General features: G+C 69.0%; 23 protein-coding genes. 5 read left to right on the top strand and 18 right to left on the bottom strand.

Annotated elements, in window-relative coordinates; all coding sequences use genetic code 11:
• Positions 1–80 precede the first annotated feature (80 nt).
• From ABZ454_RS05305 to ABZ454_RS05240, 14 genes are all read right to left on the bottom strand, one after another.
• The gene (locus ABZ454_RS05305; RefSeq protein ID WP_359536152.1) at positions 81–731 is read right to left on the bottom strand and encodes a helix-turn-helix domain-containing protein; all 651 of its coding nucleotides are present in this window, start codon (positions 729–731) and stop codon (positions 81–83) included.
• A 70-nt stretch (positions 732–801) separates the two neighbouring features.
• A complete protein-coding gene (locus tag ABZ454_RS05300) occupies positions 802–1044 on the bottom strand; it encodes a biotin/lipoyl-containing protein (RefSeq protein WP_359536151.1) in 243 nt (80 codons plus the stop codon).
• Complete coding sequence (locus ABZ454_RS05295; RefSeq protein ID WP_359536150.1) at positions 1041–2051, bottom strand: alpha-ketoacid dehydrogenase subunit beta; 1011 nt, start codon at positions 2049–2051, stop codon at positions 1041–1043. Before ABZ454_RS05295 ends, ABZ454_RS05300 begins: the two co-directional genes overlap by 4 nt.
• Positions 2048–3043: a thiamine pyrophosphate-dependent dehydrogenase E1 component subunit alpha gene (locus tag ABZ454_RS05290; protein WP_359536149.1), complete on the bottom strand. Its 996-nt coding sequence runs from the start codon at positions 3041–3043 to the stop codon at positions 2048–2050. The genes ABZ454_RS05295 and ABZ454_RS05290 overlap by 4 nt, the downstream gene beginning before the upstream one ends.
• Positions 3036–4742, bottom strand: coding sequence for an FAD-binding protein (locus ABZ454_RS05285; protein WP_359536148.1), 1707 nt, complete (start codon positions 4740–4742; stop codon positions 3036–3038). The genes ABZ454_RS05290 and ABZ454_RS05285 overlap by 8 nt, the downstream gene beginning before the upstream one ends.
• On the bottom strand, positions 4739–6181 hold the full coding sequence (locus ABZ454_RS05280) for an aromatic ring-hydroxylating dioxygenase subunit alpha (RefSeq protein WP_359536147.1): 1443 nt from the start codon (positions 6179–6181) through the stop codon (positions 4739–4741). Before ABZ454_RS05280 ends, ABZ454_RS05285 begins: the two co-directional genes overlap by 4 nt.
• Before the next feature lie 665 nt (positions 6182–6846).
• Complete coding sequence (locus ABZ454_RS05275; RefSeq protein WP_359536146.1) at positions 6847–7497, bottom strand: TetR/AcrR family transcriptional regulator; 651 nt, start codon at positions 7495–7497, stop codon at positions 6847–6849.
• Between the two features lie 78 nt (positions 7498–7575).
• Positions 7576–7968, bottom strand: a complete 393-nt coding sequence (locus ABZ454_RS05270; RefSeq protein ID WP_359536145.1) for a carboxymuconolactone decarboxylase family protein — start codon at positions 7966–7968, stop codon at positions 7576–7578.
• Complete coding sequence (locus tag ABZ454_RS05265; protein WP_359536144.1) at positions 7961–8824, bottom strand: SDR family NAD(P)-dependent oxidoreductase; 864 nt, start codon at positions 8822–8824, stop codon at positions 7961–7963. Before ABZ454_RS05265 ends, ABZ454_RS05270 begins: the two co-directional genes overlap by 8 nt.
• A gap of 5 nt (positions 8825–8829) precedes the next feature.
• On the bottom strand, positions 8830–10062 hold the full coding sequence (locus ABZ454_RS05260; RefSeq protein ID WP_359536143.1) for a cytochrome P450: 1233 nt from the start codon (positions 10060–10062) through the stop codon (positions 8830–8832).
• Between the two features lie 14 nt (positions 10063–10076).
• Positions 10077–11351 (bottom strand): FAD-dependent oxidoreductase, encoded by a 1275-nt coding sequence (locus ABZ454_RS05255; protein WP_359536142.1) that lies wholly within the window; start codon positions 11349–11351, stop codon positions 10077–10079.
• 1 nt (position 11352) lies between these two features.
• Complete coding sequence (locus tag ABZ454_RS05250) at positions 11353–11550, bottom strand: ferredoxin (RefSeq protein ID WP_359536141.1); 198 nt, start codon at positions 11548–11550, stop codon at positions 11353–11355.
• A gap of 376 nt (positions 11551–11926) precedes the next feature.
• A complete protein-coding gene (locus tag ABZ454_RS05245; protein ID WP_359536140.1) occupies positions 11927–12145 on the bottom strand; it encodes a hypothetical protein in 219 nt (72 codons plus the stop codon).
• 287 nt (positions 12146–12432) lie between these two features.
• Positions 12433–12891: a MarR family transcriptional regulator gene (locus ABZ454_RS05240; protein WP_359536139.1), complete on the bottom strand. Its 459-nt coding sequence runs from the start codon at positions 12889–12891 to the stop codon at positions 12433–12435.
• Between the two features lie 99 nt (positions 12892–12990).
• On the opposite strand from ABZ454_RS05240, the gene ABZ454_RS05235 reads away from it, so the two are divergent.
• A complete protein-coding gene (locus ABZ454_RS05235) occupies positions 12991–14385 on the top strand; it encodes a hypothetical protein (protein WP_359536138.1) in 1395 nt (464 codons plus the stop codon).
• 385 nt (positions 14386–14770) lie between these two features.
• Here the strand turns inward: ABZ454_RS05235 and ABZ454_RS05230 are convergent, their stop codons facing one another.
• Entirely contained in the window at positions 14771–15247 is a 477-nt protein-coding gene (locus tag ABZ454_RS05230) for a MarR family winged helix-turn-helix transcriptional regulator (RefSeq protein WP_359536185.1), read from the bottom strand.
• A gap of 1233 nt (positions 15248–16480) precedes the next feature.
• Here ABZ454_RS05230 and panD point away from each other — a divergent pair.
• The 3 genes from panD to ABZ454_RS05215 all read left to right on the top strand — a co-directional run bounded on the left by panD (position 16481) and on the right by ABZ454_RS05215 (position 18062).
• Positions 16481–16906, top strand: coding sequence for an aspartate 1-decarboxylase (gene panD, locus ABZ454_RS05225; protein WP_356319760.1), 426 nt, complete (start codon positions 16481–16483; stop codon positions 16904–16906).
• Between the two features lie 31 nt (positions 16907–16937).
• Positions 16938–17300 (top strand): GNAT family N-acetyltransferase, encoded by a 363-nt coding sequence (locus tag ABZ454_RS05220; RefSeq protein ID WP_359536137.1) that lies wholly within the window; start codon positions 16938–16940, stop codon positions 17298–17300.
• 123 nt (positions 17301–17423) lie between these two features.
• Positions 17424–18062, top strand: coding sequence for an aspartate/glutamate racemase family protein (locus ABZ454_RS05215; RefSeq protein ID WP_359536136.1), 639 nt, complete (start codon positions 17424–17426; stop codon positions 18060–18062).
• A gap of 796 nt (positions 18063–18858) precedes the next feature.
• Here the strand turns inward: ABZ454_RS05215 and ABZ454_RS05210 are convergent.
• Positions 18859–20238: a diaminopimelate decarboxylase gene (locus tag ABZ454_RS05210; protein WP_359536184.1), complete on the bottom strand. Its 1380-nt coding sequence runs from the start codon at positions 20236–20238 to the stop codon at positions 18859–18861.
• A gap of 308 nt (positions 20239–20546) precedes the next feature.
• On the opposite strand from ABZ454_RS05210, the gene ABZ454_RS05205 reads away from it, so the two are divergent.
• Positions 20547–21296: a hypothetical protein gene (locus tag ABZ454_RS05205; protein WP_359536135.1), complete on the top strand. Its 750-nt coding sequence runs from the start codon at positions 20547–20549 to the stop codon at positions 21294–21296.
• A 132-nt stretch (positions 21297–21428) separates the two neighbouring features.
• Here ABZ454_RS05205 and ABZ454_RS05200 read toward each other — a convergent pair whose 3' ends face one another.
• Together ABZ454_RS05200 and ABZ454_RS05195 are read right to left on the bottom strand one after the other, a co-directional pair.
• The gene (locus tag ABZ454_RS05200) at positions 21429–22226 is read right to left on the bottom strand and encodes a family 1 encapsulin nanocompartment shell protein (RefSeq protein ID WP_356319765.1); all 798 of its coding nucleotides are present in this window, start codon (positions 22224–22226) and stop codon (positions 21429–21431) included.
• Positions 22223–23296 carry a Dyp-type peroxidase gene (locus ABZ454_RS05195; RefSeq protein WP_359536134.1) on the bottom strand — a complete coding sequence of 358 codons (1074 nt, stop codon included), beginning with the start codon at positions 23294–23296 and terminating at the stop codon, positions 22223–22225. Before ABZ454_RS05195 ends, ABZ454_RS05200 begins: the two co-directional genes overlap by 4 nt.
• Positions 23297–23429 lie beyond the last annotated feature (133 nt).

The following is a 23429-nucleotide window of genomic DNA, read 5'->3' as shown; positions in this document are numbered from 1 at the left end:
GGCACCTGTTGCGGGCGTCCCCGCGCTGTCGCGGACACGCGTGGCAGTGGCGGGGGAGACCAGCCGTTGTCGTTGCCGCGCTACGGAGCGCGCCGGATGACGCCGGCCATGACGTAGGCCGTGAGTTCGTCCACCAGTTGGTCTCCCTCCTGATCGGCGTCCATACCGAGGAGCGTCTCGTCCAGGACAGCCGCTGACAGCACCATGCCGAACGTCACCCTCACGGTGAGCCGTGCGTTGGCCGCCTCCTGACCGTGGTCCCTCCGGCCGATGTCGACCGCTCTCTCGAGAACAGGGAACAGCTTGTCCAGCGGGCCCGTCGAGAAGAGTTCGGGGTGGTGCGCACGCATGGTGAGCAGGGTGAGCACGTCTCGGCGGTTCTCCCGCAGGAACCCGAAGAGCCCGGTGACGTACGTACGGGCCAGTTGCTCATCGCTGAGACCGCGTACCGAGCGCTCCGTGAACTCGACGATGAACTCGTCGACCACATGGGTGAACGGCTCGAAGACCGCCTGCTCGAAGAGCTCTTCCTTCGTGCGGAAGTGGCGGTACATCATCTGCTCGGTCGCCTTCGCACGCTCCGCGATCTCACGGGTGCGGGCGCCGGAGAATCCTCGTTCCCCGAAGACCGCCCGGGCCGCGTGCAGCAGGTCCGCACGCACCGTCTTGCTGCTGCGACGGGTCTGCGCGCGGGCGGGGGACCGGCTACCGGCCGCAGGGTGTCCAGTCATGGCCTCATGCTATGTCGGGGCCTGGTCCGCCCCGCAGGACGGACCAAGCCGTGGCGACTCCCGTGACCGGTCAGGCGGGCGTGATCTTCGCCAGCACATCTCCGACCTGGTACTTGGTCTCGGTCTCACCGACCAACTGGATGGTGCCTGCGACGGGGCACTCGATCTCCTGCTCCACCTTGTCGGTGCCCAGCAGGTAGATCGGCTGACCGGCTTCGACCGTGTCGCCGTCCGACACCAGCCAGTCCACCAGCTCGCCCTCCTGCATGGTCAGCCCGAGCTTGGGGAGTTTGACGAGAACGGTCACGCTCATGCTATCGACTTCCTGATTGCGCTCTCCACGTCGGAGATCTTGTAGAGGTACTCCTCCTCCAACGGCCTGGAGAAAGGCACCGGGGCGTTCGCCGAGGTCACCCGGACCACCGGAGCGGCGAGTTGGCCGTGAAGCTCCTCACCGATGCGGGCGGAGACCTGCGCCCCCACACCGAACTGACCGACTGCCTCGTGGACGATGACCGCACGCCGGGTCCTGGCCACCGATTCGAGGATGGTCCGTTCGTCCAGCGGAGAAATGGTGCGCAGGTCGACCACCTCGATGCTGATGCCCTCGCCGGCCAGCTTCTCGGCCAGTTGGAGTACCTGGCCGACGGGCCGCCCATAGGTGATCACGGAGACGTCGGAGCCGGGACGCGCGATGTTCGCCTTCCCGAGAGGTATCCGGAGCCCCGGCTCCGGGGCGGGGCCCTTGGTCCAGTAGAGCTGGGTGTGCTCGACGACCACGCAGGGGTCGTCGTCGAGCACACTGGACAGGAGCAGGCCCTTGGCCTCGGACGGGGAGGAGGGGACGACCACCTTCAGCCCGGGGACGTGCGCGAGCCACGCTTCCAGCATGTCCGAGTGCTGGCCGCCGGTGCCGCCTCCGGCACCGGTCGCGGTGCGTACGGTCAGGGGCACGCCGGTCTTGCCGCCGGACATGAAGCGGAGTTTGGCCGCGTGGTTGACCAACTGGTCCAGGCCCAGCGTGATGAAGTTCATCAGCATGATCTCGGCGACCGGACGGAGGCCTGCCACGGCCGCGCCGACGGCGGTGCCCACGATGGCCTGCTCGGAGATCGGGGTGGACCGTACCCGGTCCGTCCCGTACTTGGTGGACAGGCCGGAGGTCACCTTGAAGGTGCCGCCACCTTCCCGGTCGGCGATGTCCTCACCGAGCAGGAAGACCGTGTCGTCGATCGCCATGGCCTCGTCGAGGGCCATGGTGCAGCCCTTCTGGAAGGTGATCTGCCTGCTGCGCTGACTGGGGGTGCTGCGGTCGGTCATGCGGGGACCTGCTCACGGTAGACGTCGAGGCGCAGCTCGTCAGCGCCGGGGTAGGGACTGTCGGAGGCGAAGGTGATCGCGCGGTCGACCTCCTCGGAGATCTGCGTCTCCCAGGCACGCAACTGGTCGTCGTCCGCCAGACCACGCTCCAGGAGGAGGGCCCGCAGAGCCGGGACGGGGTCCGCGGCCAGTGCCGCGTCGTACTCGTCGCGGTCCATGTAGCTGCCCGGATCACCGAAGTAGTGGCCCATGAAGCGGTAGGTCACCGCCTCCACCAGGGTCGGGCCCTCACCGGCCCGGGCACGGTCCAGAGCGCTCGTGAACGCGTCGAGGGCCGCCTGCGGGTCGTTGCCGTCCACGGTCACGCCGGGCATGCCGTAGCCGGCGGCCCGGTCGGCGATGTGTTCGGCGGTGGTGCCGTTGGCGTAGGACGTGGACTCGGCGTACAGGTTGTTCTGGCACACGAAGACCACCGGCAGCTTCCACAGGGAGGCCAGGTTGAGCGATTCGTGGAACGCGCCGATGTTGCTCGCGCCGTCGCCGAAGCAGACCACGGTGACCCGGCCGTCCTTGCGGATGTCGGACGAGGTCGCCAGGCCGACGCCGATGGGCAGCCCGCTGCCGACGATGCCCGTGGTCACCATGACGCCCGTGTCGGGGTGGGTGACGTGCATGGGGCCGCCCTTGCCCTTGCAGGCACCGGTGGCCTTCCCGAAGATCTCGGCGAACAGCAGATCCAGCGGCATGCCCTTGGCGATCTGGTCGTGGATGCCGCGATAGGTGGTGACCAGGTAGTCGTCGGTGGTCACACCGCTGTGTGCCATGGCGGCGGCGACGATCTCCTGCCCTCGGGGGGAGTAGTAGGCGGCGGCGAGTTCCCCGGAGGTGAGCATGCCGCGCAGCCGCTCGTCGGAACGATGGATCAGCGCCGCTGTGCGATACACCCGGACCAGCGGGTGGTCGGCGGGTGTGGTGGCTGTCGGTTCAGGCAACGGAATCGCTCCTTGCGGTGTTCTGCAGCATGTGGTGGGTGGCCAGCCAGCCGAAGACGAAGGACGCGGCGATGCTGGCGCCCGCGCCCGGGTAGGTACGGCCCATGACGGAGGCGGTGCAGTTGCCCGTCGCGTACAGGCCGGGGATCGGGTCCCCGCCCTCGCGGAGCACCCGGGCATGCTCGTCCGTGAGCAGTCCGCCCGCGGTGCCGACATCGCCCGGGTAGAGGGCCACTGCGTAGAAAGGGCCCTTGGACACAGGTGCCACACAGGGGTTGGGGCGGACACCCGGATCGCCGTAGTAGCGGTCGTAGGCCCGCTCGCCCTTGTGGAACTCAGGGTCCTTCCCCTGGGCCGCCGAAGCGTTGTAGCGATCGACGGTGGCGCGCAGACCGGCCGCGTCGATACCGCAACGCTCGGCCAGGCCTTCGATCGTGGCGGCCTTCTTCATGTAACCGCTGGTGATCCACTTACGCGGAGTGACACCACCAGGGGTGGTCCCGAACAGATAACGGCGACGGTGGCGGGCGTCCATGATGAACCAACTGGGTACGGCGCCGACCTCGCGGTTCCTGGCGTACATCGCCTGCCCCACCTCCATGTAGGAGGCGGCCTCGTTGACGAACCGCGAACCGCCGGCGTCGACGATCATCGAATGCGGCTTGGAGCGCTCGTACACAGCGAACTGCGGGGTGCCGTCCGGCAGGACCGAGGAGGGAATCCACCACGCCTCCTCCATCAGGTCGACGGCGGCGCCGTGGCGCATCGCGGCCTCGATGACCTCACCCGTGTCGCCGTCGTTGGCAGAGGTCCAGTCGACGGAAGAGGGGGAGGGGCCGTACTTCTCACGCATGGCGGCGTTGTGCGAGAAGCCGCCGGAGTTCAGCAGCACACCGGCGCGCGCCCGAACACGGATCCTGCGCCCGTCGCGCTCGGCCTCGACACCCACCACCTCACCGTTCTCGACGACGAGATCCACGACCGGCGTGCCGGTCCAGACCGGTATCTCGGCGCGGAGAGCGGCCAGCAGCATCCAGCCCTGCAGAGCCGCGCCCGTGCCTCGGAGTTCGCGGCCGGCCGCCTTCGCGGCCGCCATCCGCGCGCCCACCCTCGCCACCGTGGCCGCGCCGCGCACCCTGTAGGGGGCCGTGGACAGCGGTGAGACCTCACCGGTGTAGAGAGGGACCGGCGGCATGCCGCTGCCACGGAACTTCTCGCGCCACGGTCCCAGCCGGCGCATGTCGAACAGTTCCGTCTCCAGCGAGCGGCTGCGTGCCTTGCCGCCCGGCCGGTCGTCGTAGTAGTCCGAGTAGCCCTCGCAGTGACGGAAAGGGATACCGCTCTCCGTGAGGAACTCGGTCATCGGTTCGACGGAGTTCAAGAACGCCTCCACTCTCTGGGGAGAGGTGGAGGGGCCGACGTCGCCGACCGCCGAGGCGAAGTACCGGCGGGCGTCCTCAGGACTGTCCTTGACCCCGGCGCGGCGCGACACCGGGTTGTCGGGCAGCCACAGCACACCGCCGGACATGGCGGTCGAGCCGCCGAACGTCTCGGTCTTCTCGATCACCAGGGCCTGCATCCCGCCCTGGTGCGCCACCAGAGCGGCGCACAGCGATCCTCCGCCGCTGCCGACCACGACCAGGTCGGTGACCACGTCCCAACCGGTCCGGTGGCCTCCGTCAGCTTGACGCTCCGTCATGAGCGTGCCTCTTCTTTCTCTTCGGTGCCGGACGATGCCGCGTCCGTCGCTTCGGCGGACCGGTAGTAGTACTCGTGCAACACCCGGTGGAAATTGCTGATGGCCAACTCCTGGCGCGGGCTGGTCCTGGATCCCGGGAAGCCGCGTGACTTCATGCCCTGCTGTACCGCGTCGAGGTTCTCGAAGTCCTGTTCCAGGATCCGTCCCCAGTCGTCGTGGTCCCGCCAGTCGGTGAAGAACTCGCGCTTGAGCTCGGGCTCCGCACCGGGCGCGTAGCGCACCAGCGACCAGATGTCGAAGACGCAGCTGTCCGGGTCGTCGCCGTTCGGACGTGCGCGGTACCAGAGGGCGCCGTCCGGGTAGGGCAGCACGATGAGGTTGGGGAAGATGTGCCAGTCCTGGCCGGCCCGGATCAGGTTCTCGGCGGTCAGCTGGGGCCAGCCCGAGCCGTCCTTCTCCGCCTCCTCGGCGGCGAAGGCCATCAGCGCGCCCAGGACCCGCGCCGGGTCCGAACCGTCCTTCTCGTCCAGTTCGGTCGTGAGCCGCCGAGCCGCGATGACATCCCGTGGAGTCCATATGGCGCGTAGCTGCTTCTCCATCAGTTCGATGAAGCTGACGACGCCCGGCCGGAAGTCCGCAGGGAAAGCCTGGTTGAGCCGCCGCGAGGGAGCGCCCAGCGGCCAGTTGTCCTCGGCGCCGGCGAAGGTGGAGTGCCGCCCGAACCGGCTGCTGGTCGTCATGTCGTCGTTGAAGCGCAGCAGTTGGGGGTGTGTCGTCTGGACGTGATAGCCCTCGTCGAATGCTTCCAGAGCGGTCTTCCAGTTGCACGGGAGGATGACCGTCTTGTACCAGCGGAAGCGGAACTTCTCGAACTCGAAGGGATCGAACACCTCGGGGACAGGGGCGAGGTAGTCCAGCAGCGGTTCGGCGTCCGGGTTCATGGTGATGAACACGAATCCGCCCCAGGTGCCGACCCTGGGCTCCTTCAGGCGGAGGTCGGCGTCGGTGACCTTGTCACCCCAGTCCTCACGGTCCACGACCTCGCGCACCGTGCCGTCCAGATTCCAACGCCAGCCGTGGTAACGGCAGAAGAAGTGGTGCGCTGTCCCGCAGCCTTCGGTCAGCCGGCGGCCGCGGTGCTGACAGGCGTTGTAGTACGCCTTGATCTCGCCTCCGGTGAGGCGGATGACGATGATCGACTCATCGGCGACATCGAAGGTGAGGAAGTTCCCCGGCTTGGGGATCTCCTCCTCCCTGCAGGCGACCTGCCAGACATCCGGCCAGAGACGTTCCTTCTCGATGCGGACGTAGCGCGGGTCGATGTAGTCCCCTTTGGGGACGAAGTCCTCACGCACAGGACAGTCCTTCTGGAACGGGGGCTGATCCGGTGGTGTCTGCGTGGCCTCTCCCTGCTGAGCAGGGAAATCGATGGTGGTCACGATGGCGTCCCTTCCACGTGTGCGGTTCCCCCACTAAGAGAGTGTTTGCTCTCTTAGTGATGGCGTCAAGGTCTGCGCGGGTATGAGTTTGTGTTCGTCGCGCGTCCCGCTGGCCAGGCTCACCGAGCTCTTCGGCCGGCGGGCTCGGGGTGCGTCGGGCGACCCAGCTATGAGATGAATCAGTTATATCTATAGTTTGATATTCATCTGCGCAATACGCTGAACGTAACGAATCTGGGTAACGCCTCGGCCCCGAGTTTTCCGGACCCGGACGCGCCAGCGAGCCCTGCCGGGGGCGGGAGGCAGGAGCTGAGGTGAAGGGCACGGCGGTGACGACCCGTGCGGAGCTGCCGTGTCGCGCCCTTGGAGGCGCGGCGGTGTCGCGGCCCACGAGTCATGGCGAAGGATCGTCGCCGTACGGCCTCACGGCACCATTCGCCGGTCCGATGTGCCCCCGGCCCGCCTTGCCCTCACGAGGTCGGCGAGGTGACGTTGGCCGACCCGGCACGGGGTGATGGATGCCGGGGCGGTATGCCGACGGCCACGGGCATGACCGGCGAGGCGAAGCCGGTCATGCCCGAATCTGGGCGCTCACGGTAATCGGCGAGGGTCGAGCCGGCGACGTCAAGCAGTTGTGATCGGTGGGAGGCGTCACCCTCCGGGCGTCATCGGTGTGCGCTGCGCAGAACGGTGTCGACCAAACGCTCGGCGAAGTCACTGAGCTCCTGGGTGTCATGGTCGCCGAAAGTCGATGACCACAAGGCGAAGCGGCCGAAGAGCGCTGACCACAGGACCAGAGCGGCATGTTCGGCACCGTCCGGCCAGCGCACCCCTTCCCTCTCGCAGGCGTGAATGGCGTCCAGCCACTGCTGCCACAGAAGCCGCGCTGGGTGGTTCTGGGTGGGTTCACCGAAATTGGAGGCATCGTGACCGAACATGAGTCGGAAGACACCGCGCTCGTCGCGCGCGAAGGCACAGAAGGCCGCCGACTGGGCGCGCAGGCGCTCGCTCGCATCGGCTCCGCCCGCCGCCGCCTCGTTGTCGGCGGCCGTCATGGCCGCGACGGTGCGCCTGTAGCCGTCCTCCGCGACGGCGCGAGCCAGCTCGTCCTTGTCCGTGAAGTGCGAGTAGATGCTCTGGGCCGCGATGCCGACTTCGCGTGCGACCTCCCGTAGGGAGACAGGAAGCGGGTTGTCGGTGAGCTTCTGATCGAGGAGTCGTCCGACGGCAGTCAGGATTTCTGCGCGAAGCCGGTCTCCCTGGCCGCGCGGATTACGCTTGCGTGCGGTGTCGGTGGTGATGCCGTCCTCGTTCATGCGTCTCATTGTGCGGTATCCCGCGCATGATGCGGATTCCCGGCCCGGCCCGGTGCCGGCAATCCGCATCGTGGCGCGCTACTCCTCAGTGAGGGCCCGGGCCGCCGCGCCCATGGCCTGGCCGGCGGCGGGAAGGCCGATGTACGGAACCGTCTGGATCACCGCTTCCAGGATCTCCTGTGGCGTCAGCCCGTTGCCGAGGCCACCGAGCACGTGGTTGCGCACTTCCCACTGGTGGCCCTGCGCCATCAGGACGCCGAGGGTGACCAGGCTGCGGCTGCGCCGGTCCAGCCCGGGACGTGCCCAGATGTCGCCGAAACACTGCTCCAGCGCGAGCCTGGCCATGTCGGCCCCCGGCCCGTCGCCGTCCGCGGTGGCAGCCAGGTTCTCCTCGAGGAACGCCTCCCCGAACATCTCCCGTACCACTTGCTCCCCGGCGGCTCTCCGGTCTGCCCTCTCGCTGCTACTCATCGGTTTCCTTCCGGTCGGTGTCGGTGAAGCGCGGCAGTATGCCCAGCACGGTCGCCGTGGTGGTGCCCGCGTCGACGGGAACCACGGTTCCGGTGATCCAGCGGGATTCCGCACTCGCGAGGAAGAGCACCGCCCAGGCCAGGTCCCATGCCGTGCCCTCGACACCGAGCAGGTTGGCCGCGCGGCGCATGCGTCGCCCTTCCTCGCCGCCGTGGTCACCGATGGGGGTGTGCAGATGCCCGGGCACGAGGCAGTTGACGCGGACGTTGTCCGGTCCCCAGCTGTAGGCCAGGTCGATGGTCATCGACTGCAGAGCGCCCTTACTGGCCGCGTAGGCACCGCTGCCGAATCCCCGCTGGGCGGCGATCGACGAGATGTTGATCACGGAGCCCCCGCCACCGCGGACGAGGTGGGGATAGGCGCTGCGGGCCACTTGCATGGCCGCGGTGACATTGAGGGCGAAGACCTTGTCCCAGCCTGTCCGGGTGGTGCGTACGACAGGGCCTTCGCCACTGATGCCGGCGTTGTTGACGACTACGTCGAGGCGCCCGGCCTGCACGGCGAAGTCGTCCACCGCGGTTCGTGCGGCTTCCTCGTCGGTGATGTCCGCAGTGAGCGCGACCGCGCGGCCACCGCTGTCCTCGATACGCTTCCGGGTGTGCTCGGCACGCCCGGTGTCGATGTCAAGGACACCGACAGTGGCTCCCTGGGCGGCCAGAAGCATGGCCGTGGCCGCCCCGGTGCCGAGGAAATCGCCGGAACTGCCGGCACCCGTCACCAGAGCCACACGGCCCGTCATGCGGGTGCCGTGTCCGTCGGTGTGTCCGCCGATCTCGAACACCTGGGTCGCCGTCATGCCGCTCACCACGTGACCGGGAGGGACTTCAGCCCGTAGACGATGGAGTTCTTCTTGAAGTCCAGTTCGTCCTGCGCGACGGCGAGGCGCAGGTCCGGGATGCGCTCGAACAGTCGCGGCCAAGCGACCTGCATCTCCACCCGTGCGAGATTCTGACCCAGGCACTGGTGGGACCCGAAGCCGAAGGCCACGTGATGGCGGGCCTTGCGGGCGATGTCGAGTTCGTCCGCGGGGCACTCGCCCTCCTCGGCGCCGAACGCCCGCGGGTCCCGGTTTCCGGCGATCAGAGACACGATGACGCCTTCGCCCTTGCGGACGAGCTGCCCGCCGATCTCGATGTCCTCGAGGGCCACGCGCCGCGGGTCGGTGGACACGATGCTCCAGTAGCGCAGCATCTCCTCCGCGGTGGTCGGAGCCAGCTCGGGCCTGTCCCGCAGGCGGTCACGCTGCGCCGGGTTGAGCAGAAGCGCCACGGTGCCGAGGCCCAGCATGTTCGCCGTGGTCTCGTGCCCGGCACCGACCAGGATCGAGACCAGGACAGGCATCATCTCCGGCGCGAATCCGTCAGGCCCCTCGTGGTCCGCCAGCAGTCGGCTGACCATGTCGTCGGCGGGCTCGCGGCGCTTACGCTCCACCAGGGCCGTGTAGTACTCGAATGCCTCGCGCTGCAGTCGCGCGCGCTCCTCGTGGCTGACGTCCAGGTCGGTGCCGGCGTTGGCGTGCTGCTGGAACTGGTCGTGGTCCTCGTACGGCACGCCCAGGATGGTGCAGATGGCGCGGGAGGGCATGGGAAGCGCGAAGTCCTGGATGAGGTCGACAGGACCGCCCTTCGCGAGCATCGCGTCGATCAGTTCGTCAGTGATCTTCAGCAGCTCGTCGCGCATCGCCTGGGTGCGCTTGACGCTGAACTCCTTGGTCAGCATCTGCCGGAGACGGGCGTGCTCCGGATCATCCAGCCGCAGGAACATCCCGCCTTCGTGCTCGGGCTGGTTGGAATGCACGATCGGGAAGTCAGGGATGCGTACGTCAGCACTGAAGGAAGCGCTGGACAGTACGGCGCGGATGTCGGCATGCCGGGTCGCCAGCCAGTGCTGAGTACCGTTCCAGATGGTGACCTTGTGCAGGCCGCCGGTCTCGCGGAACTCGGAGTACTGCGGAGGCGCACTGAAGGGGCAGCTGCGCGAGGCCGGGAAGAACGGTGCTTCCTCGGTCGCGGGTGTTTCCGAAATGGTGGTCATGTGATCTTCCTTGATCAGAGAGCCGGTGCTTCAGCGGTGTGTACCGCGGCCGTGGGGGTGGCGGCGGGCCAGGGGGCGCGGTCGACCACGGCCTGGCGCCACGTACGCAGGGCACGGGCCATGCCGTTGCCCAGGACTCCGTCGACCTGACGGGGCCGCCCCTGGGCATCGCGGTGCCCGTAGACGCCGACGAAGCGGCCCTCGGAGAGGGAGCCCTCGACGACGGTGAAGGCCATCTGCCGCCCGGTCACGCCGTAGGACTGCAGTTTCAGGTCGTACTGGTCGGACCAGAAATAGGGCAGCGAGGGCCCAGGATTCTCCGCTCCCAGGAGGGCGGCGGCCACCGAGCGGCCCTGCTCGGTAGCGGACAGCCGGTGCTCGCTGCGCACGTGACGGCCGGTCGCCGGATCCAGGCGGGCGGCCACGTCTCCAGCCGCCCAGACGTTCTCGGCCGCTCGGCCGTTCACGTCGCACAACACGCCCTCGACGCCGTCCCGTTCCTTGCTGCCGAGCGCAAGGCCCGATCCGTCGAGCCAGCCCACTGCCGGGCGGGCACCGACCGCGACGAGGATGGTGGCAGCCTCGATCACGGAGCCGTCGTCGAGCACGACGCCGGTGGCCCGATTGTTCTCGGCCAGTACCTCGGTGACGCCTCTGCCGCAGCGCAGATCCACCCCGGCGGCCTGGTGGCGAGCCTGAAGCATGCCCGCCACCTCGTCGCCCAGCACGTTGACCATGGGAAGCGGCAGCGGATCGACCATGGTGACGGGCACTCCCATGCCTCGGGCCACGGCTGCCGCTTCCGCGCCGACGAATCCGGCGCCGACGACGACGAGGCGTCCGCCGCGGCCGAGGTCTCCGCGGAGTCGAAGGGCATCAGGCAGGCTCCGCAACACCTGTACGCCGGCGAGTCCCGCGCCCAGGGAGGGCGGATGCACGGCCTGCGCGCCTGTGGCTACGACCAACGCGTCGTAGCGGACCACCTGGCCCTGGGCCAGCGTCACCGTGGAATTCGCGACATCGAGCCCTACAGCCGCAGTGCCGGGCACATGGTTGATGCCCAGGGCTTCCCACTGCTCCTGCGGACGCAGTAGCAGCCGGTCCACATCCCACTCGCCTGCCAGCAGCTGTTTCGACAGCGGGGGGCGGTCATAGGGCAGTCCCGGCTCGCCGTCGACCAGCGTCACCTCGCCGGTGAAGCCACGTCGCCGCATCTCCTCGGCGACTGCCAGCCCTGCGGCCGAGCCACCGACCACGACGAGCTGGCGAAGCTCGTCGGTGGCCGGCATCTCAGCTCTCCTCGATGATGATTGCCGCGGCGGGACAGACCTGCGCCGCTTCCCGTGACGCCTCGTACTGCTCCGCCGGGGGCGCCGCGTCGAGGAGGACGACTATGCCGTCCTCGTCCCGCTGGTCGAATACCTCCGGAGCCACCAGCACGCACTGGCCGGCGCCGCAGCATTTGGCTTCGTCGATGGTGATCTTCACGCCTATGGACCTCTCGGGTGTCGCTCGTGACAGCCACCTCTCAGCGGTGCATGTCAACCTGACAAGCGTCACCGTACGACTGTCAGGTGACTTGCGCAAGGACGGAACGGGTTCTGCGGCGCCGGTGAACATCTGATGGCTTGCTTTCAGTGTTCATAGATGAATCAGGTGAATGATTACCGTCGAGGTGAGGGTCGGGCGGCGACCGGCCCGCCGCCGGTGATGTGGCTCTGGGGTTGGGCCGTGGAGGGGCCTGTGGACCCGCCGCCGCGGGGTGATCTCCCGGCCCCCCACTTGGTGTTGGGCGGGGTTCGCCTGCCTGGGCCCGGCAGGTCCGCCGGTGGGGTGGTAACGCGTGAAGCCGGCCCCGGTGCGTTCAGGCGCGCGCCGGGGCCGGGGAGTGAGTGGAGAGCTGTGCGACGCCATCGGCGTGGGGATGGCCGAATCCCATGACGAGCGACTCGTGACAGCCGAGTCGCTGGACCAGCGTGGGTATGTCGTCCTCGGGGTCGGGGACGACGCGGATGTGCTTGCGGGAAACCTGGATGGGGCGTTCTTCGAGCTGGCCGCCGATCCATGGGCCGCCGCGGCCCATGCCGCGACTCTCTGTCGCTGCTTGCGGCTTTTGGTCGGTGCGACTCGGTGGGCCCAGCTGGGCGGGACCGGTGCACTGGTTCACGCGGACGGAGCCGCGCGTGCGTACTTGCTCGCGGAAGAAGCGAGCGCTCCGTTGCGGCAGAGGCGGCGGCGACGGGTCTGCGGAAGGGCGCGCGTGGCTTGCCGCCTTGCTGTGCACCCGTGACCGGCAAGCCGGCTACTTTCCTGCGGCACCAGATCCGTAAAAAGACGCTTCAGCCGCGTCGCGTCATGGGCGGTTGAGGTTCAGGCGTCGTCGTTGGAGTTGGCGGCCATGCGTGCGATGACGCGCGCTGCGGCTCGGATGTCTTCGGCAGGGAAGTCCTCGAGCGTGTGGCTCAAGCGGTCGTGCGTCGCTTGGTTGAGCTGGCGGGCGACCTTGCGCCCCCGGTCGGTCAGTCCGACCAACTGGGCGCGGTGGTCGTCCGCGTCCCTGGTGCGCTCGACGAGCCCCTGCTGCTCCAGCTGCGCCACTTGCCGGGTGACATGAGGCGGCTGCACCATGAGGCGTTCGGCCAGCGCGCTGCTGCGAAGCGGCGTGGTCTCCAGGAGGAGTGTCCGTAGCACGGCGAATCCTGCGCGCTCCACCTTGACGTCGAGACCGGCGGTCAGCCGTCCGTGGACCTGGCTGCGCCCCAAGGTGTAGGACAGCGCGGAAACGGCTGCGAGGAGCTCCTGCGTCGGGTCGTCGGGGTATCGGGCCACGTCACCATCATGCCCCAAAAGATGGCCTGCTCGGAGGGCCGGCGTCCCGGTGTATAGTTTCTTAAGTTAAGTAACTGAACAGTCTGAGGAGCTTGGTACATGTCGGAGGAGCACCCGTCCGATCTTCAGCCCAAGAAGGCGAAGACCCTGATCGAGAGCCTGTGGTTCCCGGCGCTGTTCTTCGTCGGGTTCATCGTCTGCTACATGATCCCGTTCCATGCCCCGGAACCACACGGCCTCAAGGTCGCCGTCTCCGGCCCGGTTGCCGCAGCCCAGATCGAGGCGGGCCTCGAGGGGAAGACCCCAGGCGCCTTCGAGGTCATTTCAGTCAAGGACGCAGATGCGGCGCGCGAGCAGGTCGAGGACCGGAAGGCGCTCGCGGCCTACTCGGTGGGGCGTGATGATCACGCCACGCTGTACCTGGCCAAGGGCAACGGCATGATGATCGAGTCGACCGTCACCTCGGTCTTCGCGCCGCTCGCCGAGGGTCAGGGATACGAACTGAAGACGGTGGACCTTGCACCGATCGCCAAGGGGGATGTGACGGGCACCAGCCTGTTCTACCTCGCGATGGTGTGGAACATCGTCCCGTACATCGCGGTGATGATGCTGATGCGTGCCACCTCCCTCAGCCGCCGGGAGAAACTGACGACGATCGCTGTCGTGGGCGCCGTAGTGAGCGCCGTCGGGTATGCCGTCGCCCTCGGGTTGGACATCGTGCCGAACGAGCCCCTGGCCATGCTCTACGGCTTCATACTCACCCAGGCCGTGGGGTTGACGGTCTTCGGGCTGGTGCCCTTTGTCCGCCAGTACATTCCCGGCGTCGCGATCACTCTGTTCGTGCTCCTCAGCATCCCGTCCAGTGGCGGAGCCATTCCTTACCAGATGGTGCCCGGGTTCTTCCGCTGGCTGCACCCGGTCATGCCACTGGGCAACTTCATCGACGCGATGCACGGCCTGTTCTATTTCGATGGCAAGGGCATGCTGAGGCCCACAGTCGTTCTCCTGGCGTGGCTGGCAGCAGGCGTCGCTCTCACGGCCTTCGGCGCGCTCCGGCAGGCCAGGAAGGCCAAGGCTCTGGCTGCGGGCGGTGCCGGATCGACCGTGGTCGAGGCCGAAGAGGAAGAAGTGATCGAGGACCCGAGCATCGAGGCACCGCTGCCGCATTCAGTGAAGCCGGGCAGCGCACATGGTGAGGTACCCATGCTCCAGGGGCAGGTCACCGGGTTCGACGGGATGCCGGTGGCTCAGGCGATGATCACTGTCACCGACGGCCGCGGCCGCCGTCTGATGAGCAGCCATAGCGACGCCGGCGGCTGGTACGCCATGACGGGGCTGCCTGAGACCTTCGTCAACGTCCTCCTCACCGCTCCGAACAGGCTGCCCGCAGTAGCCCGCGTCCTGCCCGACAGCGGTCACCCTCAGCGCTGGGACTTTGTCCTGGAAGATGGCCGCCAGGTCCGTTCCGCGAGTGCCACCCCCTCGCCACACTGACGTGCTGCCGGTCATCGAGTGCGGGGTCGACGGCTCGCGAACCGCGCTGGCCGGAGCGGACGGTGCGGAGCGCATGAGGAGTGATCCGTAACCTCGGTGGCGGAAACTTCGAGTGCACCAGTCACCCGGACACGTGGCACGGCACGTTCACGTGTGCTGCGCAGGCTGGTACCGGTACGCCTGTCTCCCGGGCGAATGTCGTCCGGCAGGGTTGCCCCCTCCAGGGCAGCCTTGCCCGGGACGCCGTTACTTGTGGGGGAGGCGTCCGGCGGCCTGGTGCGTGACCCCGGGGCTTTATTGCGGTCGAAGTCAGTCGGCTTCAACGCCAACTTCCGGCTGATCGCCGGCACCCCCCTGGCTGCTGTTGTCTGAGCAGCGGCAGGATTCACACCTGTTCGTCGGCTGTCTGAGGGCGCGGCCAGGGGATGCCATGCAGCCGTTCGATGTCGGAGTTGAAGCGCCCGAGGTAGTCCGCGAAGGCTGCGATGTCCTCCTCGGGCCAGTCGGCCATGATCCTGCTCAGGCTGGAGATGAGGCCGGTGCGCTCCTCGGCGAGGCAGCGCTCCCCCTCCTGAGTGATGCGGAACCTGCGGGCCATGCCGCCGTCGAGGGCGGGGATGCGTTCGACGAGGCCGGCGCTCATCGCGGCGGCGGTCTGGCGATTGAGCGTGGACGCGTCGAGGCCGAAGGCATCCCCGAGCTGGCCGATGGACATAGGCCCCTGCATATGGATGCGGTTGAGCAGAATGTAAGCGCTGCGGTCCAGAACACTGCCTGGGCGGCGCCCTTTCCTCTTGTGCAGATGCATATAGCGGCCGAGCAGCATCTGCTCGAACTCCACTCGTGCTGTGGCCGGGTCCACCGTATTCACGTGCTATGTCCTCCGCCTGATGAGACCACGGGTATTCATGTTCGTGTATTATATGCATGACCCAACGGGTTTGCATGTATGGAGTGTGTGCGCTCGCGCACACACTGCTCCGCGAAGAGTTTCGCTCCGTCGGCTTCCTGTGGCGGAGCCTTTACCCCGGCGGCCCAGTGAACTGCTTATGCAGAAGTTGCGCCCGGTGCCCGTCGCGGAGGCGCGCAAGAAAAATGGTTCAGTGATTCGTGTCGGGCCGGCCACCTGTCGCGGACCCTGTGAGCGCCTCCGCACCGGCGTGATGAAAGCCTCATGGCGGGGATGTATCGCGCGGGCGCGGCCTGGCTCCTCGGTTGACCGAGTCAGATTTGAGGCCACCTCGCAGCCATGCCCACATGTGGAGATACTCGGGGCCGATCGAATGCCAAGCGTGCGACGCGCGCGAAAATAACTGGTTCGGTTCGTTCAGGGCCCGCACTCGCGAACTTCACAAAATGCCGTTCTGTGGCGGCGCGGAGGAAGATTAGTGGGCCTTGTATATTCGTGGTTTCAGTGAATCCAGCTTCGAGTGTGAGTGTTTTCCTGGTATCTGAGGGTCTGGCGGCTGGCATTGCGGGTGAAACGGCAGTGCGATGCGAATACGGCAGTTCCATTGGCAATCAACTCTTGTGGGTGATCGAGGGTCGGGTTCACGCAATCGGTGTCCTCGGCGTCGCGATCGAGAAGGCGGGGACGGCCATCTCTCAGCACCCGGCAGGACGCAAGCGGCGAGCCGTCATGGGTCAGGGCATGGCGGGAAAGGGCCTAGATTCTTGATGTAGCGCGCAGCAACCTCGGAGTCGCCTCCGGCCGCGCCGGCGAGGGTGAACGGGCCCAGCGCGAGGGCTTCAGTGCTCGCGGCGCGGGCCCGGTCGGTGGCGTCCCAGCGTGCCTTCGCCGCTACCTCGCAGATGCAGGGGTCGGGCGTCGTCGCCCGATCCGTCGGCGTGACGGTGGTCACGGGTGCTCGCGAGCGGTAGCTGCGTAGGTGTTGACGTTGTCGTGGTAGGTCCAGAGGGGCGGGTGAAGCTCCCCGGCGTGGCCTGATGACGCGTCAGAAAAGTCAGCAAGTGGTCAGCATGAGTCCTGGAAAACCTGGGGAATGCTGCCCGGACATGCGAATCGTTGTAGGGTGAGGAAACAGCACTTGACCTGCAAAAACGCAGGCAGGGAGCCTAATCCGGGAGCGCCTCGATGATGCGTACCATGTTCAAGTCCAAGATCCACCGTGCCACCGTGACCCAGGCCGATCTGCATTACGTCGGCTCCGTCACGGTCGATGCCGAGCTGATGGAGGCCGCCGACCTGCTGCCCGGCGAGCTCGTCCACATCGTCGACATCGACAACGGCGCCCGGCTGGAGACGTATGTCATCGAGGGCGAGCGCGGCTCCGGTGTCATCGGGATCAACGGCGCCGCCGCGCACCTCGTGCACCCCGGTGACCTGGTCATTCTGATCAGTTACGCGCAGGTCGACGACGCCGAGGCGCGTGGGCTGGTTCCGCGTATCGTCCATGTCGACGCCGGCAACCGGATCGTCGAGCTCGGGGCCGACGCCTCCGCACCCGTGCCGGGTTCCGACACCGAGCGCAGTCCGCACGCCGTGCCCGCGGCGCACTGAAGCGCCTCATTCAGCGAAGGAGCATCCGCCCATGCCAGAGCAGTCCGGACAGACCGCACCCGAGATTCGTGACGATCGGGCGGCGGGCAAGCTGCTCGCGTACCTGGACGGCGAGGCCGCCGGGGTCATCGTGTACTTCGTGATGCAGGGGACGCCCGCCGCCCTCGTCGCCGTGCACACGGTCGTCGAGCAGGGGCACGAGGGCAAGGGCATAGGCGGTGCCCTGGTCAGGGAGTTCTACGCCATGGCCGCCCGCGAGGGTGTCCCCGTCGTCCCGCTCTGCCCGTACGCCGCGAAGTGGGCGTCGCGCCATCCCGACGAGGCCCCCGAGGCCCCGGAGGAACTGGTGGAGCGGGCGAAGAAGGAGCTCGCCGAACACCCCGAGCTGTACTGACCCCGGGAAGGTCGTGCGGCGGTGCGGCGGGCGCCCCTGGCGGGAGTCCTCCGCACCGCCGACTCCGTCCTCGCGCGGTGGCAGCCGTGCGGGCGCGGTCCGGGGCGCCGGTAGCGTAAGGGGATGAGCCTCGCACTCCTGCACACTTCCCCCGTCCATGTCCCGGTCTTCGACGCGCTGCGCGACTCCCACCACCCCGGCCTCGTCCTGCGCCACCTCGTGCACGAGGACCTGCTCGACCGCGCGGGGACGCTCGGGCCGGAGGCGGTGACGGATGACGTCGAGGCGCTGCTCAGCGGTGCTGTCGCCGACGGGGCCACGGCGGTGCTCTGCACCTGTTCGACGCTCGGCGGCGTCGCCGAGTCCGCCGGGGAGCGGCTCGGCGTCCCGGTCCTGCGCGTCGACCGGCCGATGGCGGCCGCAGCCGTTCGCGCCGGACGGGTCACCGTGCTGGCGGCGCACCCCGCCACCCTGGAGCCGACCCGGGCGTTGCTCGCGCAGGAGGCGGCGCGGGCGGGGGAGCCGGAACGGGATGTGCGCACGGTGCTGGTCGAGGGCGCCTGGGAGCGTTTCGAGGCCGGCGATCATGACGGTTATCTGGATCTCGTGGCGGCGGCCGCCGACGCCGTGACGGACGCCGACGTGATCGTGCTGGCCCAGGCGTCCATGGCGGGCGCGGTCACCCGTGCGGTCACTCGCACGCCCGTCCTGGCCAGCCCCGGACCCGGTCTGGACGCCGCTGCGGTCGCGGCCGCGCGCTGACGACCTCGCTCGCGACAGGGGAAGGGTGCTCGCTGTCGCGGGCGACCATCGGCCGGCTGGAGCATCCGCAGTCCGTACGTGTGGACTCGCCGGGCGCGGGCAGCCGCTCCGGGAGACGGTGGAGGAGATCCACCCCGAACCGTTCGGAGGCCCGAGATGACCCACCCGTTCCCCGACCCGGTACCCCCGGCGCCCACCCCCGGGCCGATGCCGGGGCCGCCCCAGCCCCTGCCGGAACCGACGCCCGTACCGCCCGGTCCCGGGCCGCAGCCGCCCGCACCCACCCCTCCGGGCCCGGCGCCGGACCCGATTCCGCAGCCGCCCGCGCCGGACCCCGATCCGGTGCCGCCGCCTGAGCCGGAGCCGTCACCGGTCGGCTGACAGGTCCGGGCACCGAGCCCGGGGGCACGGTCGGCTCAGCCCTCGGCCAGTACGGCGTCGGCCCGGGCGGTGACCTCGGTCAGGACCCGGGCCGCCGCCAGGTCCTCGGCCGGCAGGTCCGCGTACAGCCGGGCGGTGATCGCGCCGAGGCCGGCCCTGTGTCCACGGTGCCGCCCGCCGCCCGCCGCCCGCCGCCGTCCGGGCCAGCCGCGCCACGTCTCCCGGCTGCTCCGCCGGCAGCCCAGGCCGCGATCAGCCCGGACAGGACCGTTCCCGGCCGATGATCCGGCCGTTCGCGGTCGGTGCGGCGGTCATGATGACTCCTCGCCGGCAAGACCGGTGACTGCGGGGACCGGCACGTCGAGCAGCGGCGTCAGTGGCTGGGGGAACGCTTCAGGTCCGTCGGCAAGTGGCTTCAGGCGTCCGGACGCAGCAGAGCGTCGGCGTGCGCGAGCCCGCTCTCCGTGGCGATCGAGTCCAGTGTCTGGGCGTCGCGCACCGGAACGAAACGAACCTCAGGTCCGTCCTGATCCACGCCGGGGCCCGCGCTGAATCCGTACACCGCCGGTCGCGGCAGACTGTTGTAGGCCCACGGCGTGGAGAAGTAGTACGCGCCCGTGTCGTACAGCACCACATAGTCGCCCGCCCGCAGTTCGGGCAGCTCCCGGGCGTGCGCGACCACGTCCCCGGAGAAGCAGCACGGCCCCGCGATGTCCTGGACCAGCGGCGGACCGCCCTTCGGGAGTCCGTCGGCGTCGAACGCGCCGACCCGGAGCGGCCAGGCGTCCGGCATGAAGACGGTGCGCGTGGCGGTCTGCGCGCCCGCGTGGGTGAGTACGATCCGCCGGCCCCCCGCGTCCTTCGTGTACTCCACCAGCGCGCCGATGAATCCGTTCTTGGCCATCAGCGACCGGCCGAACTCGGTGACCAGCTCGTACCGTCCGTCGAACAGCCCCGGTACCGTCGCTCGGAGCGCGGCCACGTACGCGGCGAAGGTCGGGCGGACCGTGTCGTCGGCGAAGTTGACCGGCAGTCCGCCACCGAGGTCGAGGCCGGTGACCTGCCGACGGCCGAGCCGTACGTTGATCTCCTCGGCCAGTCGGTACGTCTCGCCCGTCCCCGCCGCGATCAGCTCCAGGGAGCACCCCTGCGAACCGATGTGGGCGTGCAGACGGGTCAGCCACGGGTGCGCCGCGAACGCCTCCACGACCCGCTCGCGCGCGCCGGGGTCGCGCAGCGCCACGCCGAACTTGGAGGTCGCCGTGGCCGTGCTCATCGCGCCGATGGACCCGCCGCCGACCTGCGGGTTGACCCGGAGCCCGATGGCCGACACCGCGTCCGACGGCCGCAGTGAGGCGATCCGGGCCACCTCGTCGAAGTTGTCGGCGTTGAGCGCCACGCCGAGCGCCAGCGCCCACCGGATCTCGTCACGCGTCTTGGCGGGGGAGTCGAGGACGATCTGCGCCGGCGCGAACCCCGCGTCGAGTGCGATCCGCAGTTCACCCGGGCTCGCGACCTCGCAGCCCATGCCGCACTCCGCGAGGAGCCGCAGCACCGGCACGAGCGACGCCGCCTTCGCGGCGAAGGTGTGGAGCACTCCCGGCACCCCCGCGAACGCCTCGTGGAGAGCGGCGACCGAATCGCGTACACCCTGGGTGTCGACGAAGCCGGCGACCGGGCTGGACTCACCGAGCAGGCCGGTCGCGACGGCGTGGCGGAGGGCGGCCGCGACACGCGCGGAGGAGCGAACGAGGGAGGTGGAGGCGGAGTCGTCGGGAGAGGGGGGAAGGTTCATGGCTTCGAAGTCGGTGATGGTCGCCCCACAGGTCTCGGTCCGGGAGGACAACATCGGCGCAGGCCCTTGTCCGGGCGGCCGGCGCACCGTACGGACCAGGGCCAACCTATCCGGTGAGGTGGGCGGCGAGCGTGATGAGCGGCCGGGTGTCGGGGTCGTTCAGGTCCGCACCGAACCGCTCCCGGACGCGCCGTATTCGCCCCCTGCGCGTCTTGTCGGCCCGGGGTGTTGTGGCTCGGTCCCGGGACCGGGGCGACCTGGCGGGTGGCCCCATGTGGACCGCGAAGGAGCCCGTCTACGCTGGCCTCATGGCGGATGCGGGGGACTTCCGGGTCGGTGACGTGCTGTCGGTCGCCTGCCCTTTTACGCCGACCAGGGTCGAGCGAGGTGTGACGTGGGACTACGTATCGGTGCGATGGCCCTGGTGGGACATCGACACCGACAACGACTTCTCCCACTGGAACGGCGTGGTCGCCCTGGGCGTGGACAGCGGCGGGCACGTCGCGCCTGAGGTGCAGGCGCAGCTGTTCCGAACGGTCCCGCCACCCCAGCAACTGAAGGCGGGAGACATCTGCCGGGTCGGAGTCCCACCGACGGTGGTCCACGTGACGGCCGTCGACCGTCACGATCCTCCGCTGGAGACGGGCTGGCTGCCCCGCCCCGGACTGACCGTGAGCTTGTTGCCCCGCGGCCTGTCCTCCCGTGAGTTCCCGGACGAGACCCACCTCGACGGCACGGGGTATGCCCTTCATCCCGGCGACGGGATCCCGTTCACCTTCGACGTGCTGATGCGGCCGTACGCGTCACTCCGCCGGGGCGACGAGGTCGCCGACGCCGCAGGCCGGGCATGGCGGTTCGACGGGCCCTGGGACTGGGCCCCCTTCGACGGGGATCCGGTCGGTGCGGGACCCGAGTGGCCACTCGTCCTGCTCACCCGCGCCGGAACGCCCTGCTCCGTTGAGCAGGCGGAGGCGGTGGCCGTGAGCACAGCGAAGGGTTCGCACCAGGAGACGGTCCGAGAGTGGATGGAGCTCACGAAAGCCTCACCGACGCCCTGACCTGACCTGACCTGATCTGCCCGGTTCTGACCTGATCTGATCGGGGCGGCTCCACCTCCGTCCTCTTCATCGCTTCGTCTTCGCCTTGCCTTCGCCGGGAGCGGTTCCGGCCCGGCGAACGCCTCTCGTCGGTCAGGCGATGATCGGAACCGCGGCCTCCGGGGTCAGCATCCGGAAGGTGAACGACTGGTGGAAGTACAGCCGGATGTCCGTCGCGTCGTGGTCCTGGTAGCCGATGGACAGGTCCTCGCCCAGGCACAGCTCGAAGTCGCCGCCCCGGGTGGACAGCAGCACCCCGCCCGCCACGGCCGGCGCCCACAGGATCTGGTCGTCCAGCAGCCGGGCCAGGTGGGTGGAGACGGGATAACCGTGGTCGGAGGTCTCGGTCGCCTCCGTGAACGCGTCCGCGCCCAGCAGCAGCCGGTACGGTCCGTCCACACCGGCCAGGCGCAGCCGGGTCAGCGCCTGGCTGACCACGGTCGGATAGTCGCGGGCATCGGCCGGCAACGGCAGTGCGGCGTGCGAGGAGCCGTCCCGCAGCCCGGAGATCCCGGCCGCGGCGTAGCCGTCGATGATCACCATGTCCTCGGCGAACGCACAGGTGCGGGCCGCGTCCTTGACCGGCTGCCAGTCGCTGTCGTCCGAGCCGCGCTCGACGTCGTCGACGGCGGCCCGCGTCACGGTGAACGGCACCCGCCACTCGACGACCGGCATCGAGGTACGGGCACGGGCGAGCACATCGGGGGTGGGCGGATCGATAGCGCGCAGATGGCCGTCACCGACCGCCGCCAGTCGCGGGCCCTCCGGTCCGCTGACGTCGACGACACGGCGGCCGGCGAGATGACGGCTGAAGGTACGACGGGCCTCCTCTTCGATCTGGTCCCAGGCGGCCTGGGTGACAGGGGCGAGTTCGCGATGGAGGTTGTTCATCCCTGGGTGCTTTCTTGCAGGCTGCCGATGTGCAGCGAACCGTTCCGTACCACCGGCGTGACCACGGCCCTCATCGCCGGCGCGGACGCCGGCTCCGGCCGGGGTGCGGCCTCGGCCGAGCCGGGCGACGGCGGCGGGGCGTCGAGGAAGTCGGCGCCGGGGGCGTGGAAGAGCGTGCCGGTGACCGCGGTCGAGAAGTCGAGGATGCGGTCGTGGGTGCCGGGCGGGTCGCCGAGGAACATGTTCCGCAGCATCCGCTCGGTGACGTCCGGGTCGGCGGCGAACCCGATGAAGTACGTACCGAACTCGCCCTGCCCGAAACTGCCGAACGGCATGTTGGCGCGCAGGATGTCCCGCTCGGTGCCGTCCGGGCCGGTGACGGTGTTCAGCGCGACGTGAGAGTCGGCGGGTTTGACATCGTCGGCCAGCTCGATGTCGGTGAACTTGGTCCGCCCGATCACCCGTTCCTGTTCCTCGGTCGACAGCGCGTTCCACGACGTCAGGTCGTGCAGGTACTTCTGCACGATGACGTAACTGCCGCCGGCGAAGTCCGGGTCCTCGTCCCCCACGAGGGCCGCCGACCGGGCATCGTCGCCCACCGGGTTCTCGGTGCCGTCGACGAACCCGAGCAGGTCCCGGTGATCGAGGTAACGGAACCCCTGTGTCTCGTCGACGACCTTCGCCGCCCCGCCGAGCCGGTCCAGCACCCGCGAGGCCCACTCCCAGCACACGTCCATCCGCTCGGCCCGCACGTGGAACAACAGGTCGCCCGGGGTCGCGGGGGCGTGGTGGCGGGCTCCGCGCAACTCCTGGAAGGGGTGGAGCGAGGCCGGCCGCGGGCCCGAGAACAACCGGTCCCAGGCAGCGGAGCCGAACCCGGTCACACAGACCAGCCCGGCGTCCGGGTAGCGGAACCCCAGGGAACGGGCGAAGGCCGCCAGATCCGGCAGCGCCTCGCGGACGACGGGCTCCCCACCGGGTTCGATCGTGGCGACCAGAATCAGCGCCGCATTGGTCAGCGGTGCGACGACGGGCTGCGCCGCGGCCCTTTCCTGGGGGATCTCGGGCATGCGGCGGCTCCATGAGCTGGCTCGGTGGTACGACGCGGAGGATCACGGCCCCAGGGCGGGCGATCGGGACCCGCTGCCACTTACCCACACCTCGGCCTCCGCCGCACCCTGGGTCACCCGGCCGGGCGACCGG

Origin of the sequence: Streptomyces sp. NPDC005803 (genome assembly GCF_040630435.1) — a bacterium.
GTDB lineage: Bacteria > Actinomycetota > Actinomycetes > Streptomycetales > Streptomycetaceae > Streptomyces.
The sequence above is the reverse complement of the archived record's forward strand: the minus strand, read 5'-3'. Positions and strand labels throughout refer to the sequence as shown.